Source organism: Streptomyces sp. WAC05292, from assembly GCF_003949955.1.
Lineage (GTDB): Bacteria > Actinomycetota > Actinomycetes > Streptomycetales > Streptomycetaceae > Streptomyces > Streptomyces globosus.
This window is the reverse complement of record NZ_RPSE01000900.1, coordinates 1-458: the sequence shown is the minus strand read 5'-3', so window position 1 is coordinate 458 and position 458 is coordinate 1. Positions and strand designations below refer to the sequence as shown.

1 protein-coding gene is annotated in these 458 nt (G+C 67.5%); it reads right to left on the bottom strand.

The features are described 5' to 3' along the window. Positions 1 to 391, bottom strand: a 391-nt coding sequence (locus EF903_RS33645; protein ID WP_260616259.1) for a helix-turn-helix domain-containing protein, incomplete at its 3' end; no start/stop codon positions are given. Positions 392 to 458: the final 67 nt, after the last annotated feature.

Here is a 458-nt window from a genome sequence, read left to right as displayed (position 1 = left end):
GCGCGAGCGCGAACGCCCGCCAGATCCGCGAGATGCTCGACTGCGACATCCCGGTCGCCGCGGCCATCGACCTGGTCGACCAGTGGGTCGCGTTCTTCGGTGTCTCCTCAAGCGTCTTGACGATGACGCGCTCGACGTCAGCGTCGGTGATCTTCCGTGGGACGCCGGGCCGCGGGTCGTCGCACAACCCGTCCAGGCCCCGCTCGATGAAGCGCCGCCGCCAGGTGCGGACCGTGTCCGGAGCGATTCGCAGCCGGCGGGACACCTCCATGATCGAGTGGCCTTCGGCGCACTCCAGCACGATCCGCGACCGCTGAGCCAAGGCCTGAGCCGTCGTACGGCGGCGTAACCAGCCCTCCAGCACCGCTCGCTGGGCATCACTGACCGACAACGGCGCAATCTTCGGACCCGGACGACTCATGCCCAACTAACGATGAATCTCCGACTCAGGTCACTAG